This is a genomic window from Paraburkholderia mimosarum LMG 23256 = NBRC 106338, assembly GCF_000739815.1.
GTDB lineage: Bacteria > Pseudomonadota > Gammaproteobacteria > Burkholderiales > Burkholderiaceae > Paraburkholderia > Paraburkholderia mimosarum.
Map to the genome: position 1 here is coordinate 1 of NZ_BBJJ01000191.1, position 3,398 is coordinate 3,398.

Annotated in this window: 4 protein-coding genes; all 4 read right to left on the bottom strand. The window is 60.8% G+C overall.

Annotated elements, in window-relative coordinates; genetic code table 11:
- Positions 1 to 130: 130 nt before the first annotated feature.
- A complete protein-coding gene (locus BMI01S_RS36385; protein WP_081723657.1) occupies positions 131 to 1,531 on the bottom strand; it encodes an ATP-binding protein in 1,401 nt (466 codons plus the stop codon).
- Complete coding sequence (locus BMI01S_RS36390; protein ID WP_028233018.1) at positions 1,528 to 2,190, bottom strand: response regulator; 663 nt, start codon at positions 2,188 to 2,190, stop codon at positions 1,528 to 1,530. The genes BMI01S_RS36385 and BMI01S_RS36390 overlap by 4 nt, the downstream gene beginning before the upstream one ends.
- Positions 2,191 to 2,213: 23 nt before the next feature.
- Complete coding sequence (locus tag BMI01S_RS36395; protein WP_062880709.1) at positions 2,214 to 2,528, bottom strand: DUF4148 domain-containing protein; 315 nt, start codon at positions 2,526 to 2,528, stop codon at positions 2,214 to 2,216.
- 149 nt (positions 2,529 to 2,677) lie between these two features.
- Positions 2,678 to 3,001 (bottom strand): DUF4148 domain-containing protein, encoded by a 324-nt coding sequence (locus tag BMI01S_RS36400; RefSeq protein WP_028233016.1) that lies wholly within the window; start codon positions 2,999 to 3,001, stop codon positions 2,678 to 2,680.
- Positions 3,002 to 3,398: the final 397 nt, after the last annotated feature.

Sequence of the window (3,398 nt, forward strand, 5' to 3'; positions counted from 1 at the left end):
GGGCTAGAAGGTCCGGCAGTAGGGCTTGTTTGAATTCCACGACCTGTTCATGAAAAGGCTGACGAAGTCCAGCGTCCAGACATGACCTGGAATCACAATGCGACGGTGGCGAGTTCGCCTGGGACATCGCTCAGGCAGGCCGACGCGCTGTGGTAGCTGGCGCGCGCGCCTGATCCGTTTTCAAAGTCCTCGGACCGCTCTCGGGGGTGGCCTTGGGAAAGCGAATGCGCACCGTGAGCCCGTGGCCGTCCGGACCGCTGTCGAGTGCGACAACGGCCTGATGTTGCTCGGCGATGCGGCTGACGATTGACAGCCCGAGACCACTGCCGGTGGCACCATGTCCGCTCCCGCGATAAAAGCGCTCCCAGACCCGCTCTCGATCCTCTAAGGCGATACCTGGGCCCGTGTCGCATACCATCAGCACACGTGCACCGTCCTCTATCTTTGCAACGACATCGACGCGCGCATGCGGCCCGGCATATCGGATGGCGTTGTCGACCAGATTGTTGAGCAGGATGCGAAGGCCATCCTCGTTGCCTCGAACCTGCACGGGTGAAGTGGCGAGCAGGCCAAGGTCGATTCCGTTTGCCTGCGCAAAACGCGCCCGCTCGCTCACAACCGAACGCGCCAGTGATGCGAGATCCAGGTCGTACATGGCCGGAGGCATTGAATCGGGGCCGAGGCGCGCGAGCGTCAGGAGTTGTTCGGCAAGATGAGCGAGCCGTGCGGTGCCTGTGCGAATCTGTGCGGTGATCAAGTCACGTTCTTCTGCGTTGAGTGCCTTCGGCAGCAGGTCCACCTGCAGCCCGAGTCCCATGATTGGCGTCCGGAGTTCGTGGGCGGCGTCCGCAACGAAATGGCGTTGGGCCGTAAAGGCGTCATTGAGGCGCAGCAGCAGATCGTTGAGCGCGTCGACGAGGGGTTTGACTTCGCCCGGAATCGCCGTGGTGTCGATTGTCTGCATGTTGTTTGCGTCCCGTCGCTTGAGGTTTGCGGCGATATCCCGAAGCGGGCGCAGCCCGTAACCGATTCCGAACCACAGGAAGAGGGCAAGCAACGGGATCAACGAAAGCACTGGCCAGAGGAGGTGCATTGCGATCTCGGCCACCGCTTCCCATCGCGCACGTCTTGCCTGTGCGACGCGTACGAGGGTGTCGCCGTCGCGTGTGACGTAAGTGTGCCAGAGCTGCCCCCCGACGATGATGTCTGCGAATCCAGCGCCTGTAGGGGGTGGTAGTGAAGAGTCGAGGTCAGTACTGAACACGGGTGTCGTGCCACGCCAGACCTGGAGCAGCACAGCGTGCGACTGCTTTCCGGAAAGCCGGTCCTCGTTTGCGCCCTGCATGCCTCTCAGCGACAGGTTTCCGTCCGGCTCGACCACGACGTGCTGCGCGACCGCCTTTAGCTGGTCGTTGAGCAGTTCGTCCAGTTCAGTCAGCGCGCCCCGGTAGGTGGCCGCGCTCGCCAGTAACCCGGTGAGCAGCGTCGCGGGGAGCAGCCACCAGAGCAGGCGCCGGCGTAGCGATTTCAATCGATCTCTCCAATCTGGTAGCCGACTCCACGTACGTTACGGATTGCCTGTGTGCCAAGTTTGCGACGCAGATTGTGAATGTGGACCTGGATCGTGTTGCTCCCGATCTCCTCGTTCCAGCCGTACATGCGCTCTTCAAGCTGCTCGCGGGATACAACGATATCGGGCTGCTGCATCAGTTCGAGCAGCAGCGCGAATTCACGCGTCGTCATCGGTATTTCCACTTCCCGCAGCCAGACCCGATGCTGCGCAGGATCGAGCCGAAGCGGACCGACGTAAAGTGTTGTTCGCGAATGCCCAGCCTGGCGCCGGCGTACCACGCGCATACGCGCGAGCAGTTCATCGAGTGCGAACGGCTTGACGATGTAGTCGTCTGCACCGCCGTCGAGGCCCGCGACGCGGTCAGGTACGGCGTCGCGGGCCGTGATGATGATCACCGGCGTGTCATCATTGCGCTGGCGCAGTCGCGCGAGCAGAGTGAGCCCATCCTGTCCCGGCAGACCCAGGTCGAGAAGCACAAGGCCATACGACGTTGTACGTAGGGCGAGCGTCGCGGCGTCACCTTCCTGGGCCCAGTCAACTGCGAACCCCTCGCGTTGCAGCCCCTGCTGCAGTCCGCTGCCAATCAGTGTGTCGTCCTCTACGAGAAGTATCCGCATCGAATCGTTCTTCCTTTCCGGAGTCAGTGATGGCCGTACAGCGAGTCCCACCTCGCATTTGAGATGCGATGACCCACCTGCGACGTACCCGCAGTCGTGCCGCCGTAGGCTGCCCCGGCGTTACCGGCCGCAGGGTTCTGCGCAGCAACGCGAGCCTCCGCAGCCTGGATGTCAGCAGGATACTGCGTTCTGCTCGGCTTGTAGCCTGCATGTTCGAGCTGCACCAGCTCAGCGCGGACTTGCGCGCGGGTCACAGGATCGTTCGATGTCTGGGCAAAGGAAACTGTCGGCGCGGCAATAATGAGAGAAAGGGCGACCACCCCAAAAAGCGTTCTCATGATGAGTACCTCCCTGATAGACCTGTCTGCAGTGCGGGGGAGATCGCAATCTCCCGTAGCTGAAGCGTGAGCCAGGATACTTAAAACACGGTTAACGTCACGCGTCCCGAAGCCTCGTTCACGCCACCTTGAGTCAGGGTGCGATGCCATTAATGATGTTCGTACAATCGCGATGTGCTGTGGTGCGAGGCGCTGCTACCGCCTGACTGGGAGGCGCTGCCAGTGCCGCTGCCCATTCCGGATGTCGACAGGCCTCCCGCGGCTTTTTCGGCCGCAACGCGTGCTTCCGCAGCCTGAATGTCATCTGGGTAGTTTTCGTCCTTAGCCTTTGCGGGGTTGTAGCCGGCTCTTTCAAGCTGCACGAGCTCGGCACGCACTTCCGCGCGGGTCAGATGGGTGCTCGTTTGCGCAACGGAGAGGAGCGGGGCGAGCAGCATCCCGATGCTGGCGATCCCGATGATAGTCGTCTTCATGTGAGCCTCCGGACGGTAGTTGGATTGGTAGACCTGCACCTTGATTCTGGAGAAGGAAACTTATGTGCGAGTTAACGATGATTGGTCGCGATTCATAAGCAAACCTGATCATGCTCGATGACTGCCAAATGTTCGCGCGTCGTTCGAATTTTGACGGGAGCCGGAGAGCGATGGCCGAGAGAGGGATAGATGACACGTATGGCCAGATTGCTCGTCGACCGATCCTGGGCGTTGATCGGTTCTTGACTACGGCTTCGTAACCGCTTACACGCGGGACGTTTGCCGGTGTTCTTGCCATGAAGAAAACTGAGAACAATTCAGCGTTCACGAAAGTGTCACGGACTGCGGATATCGTGCGACGCCACCTACTTCGCCATGAAAATCAGGAGCGTTAGCA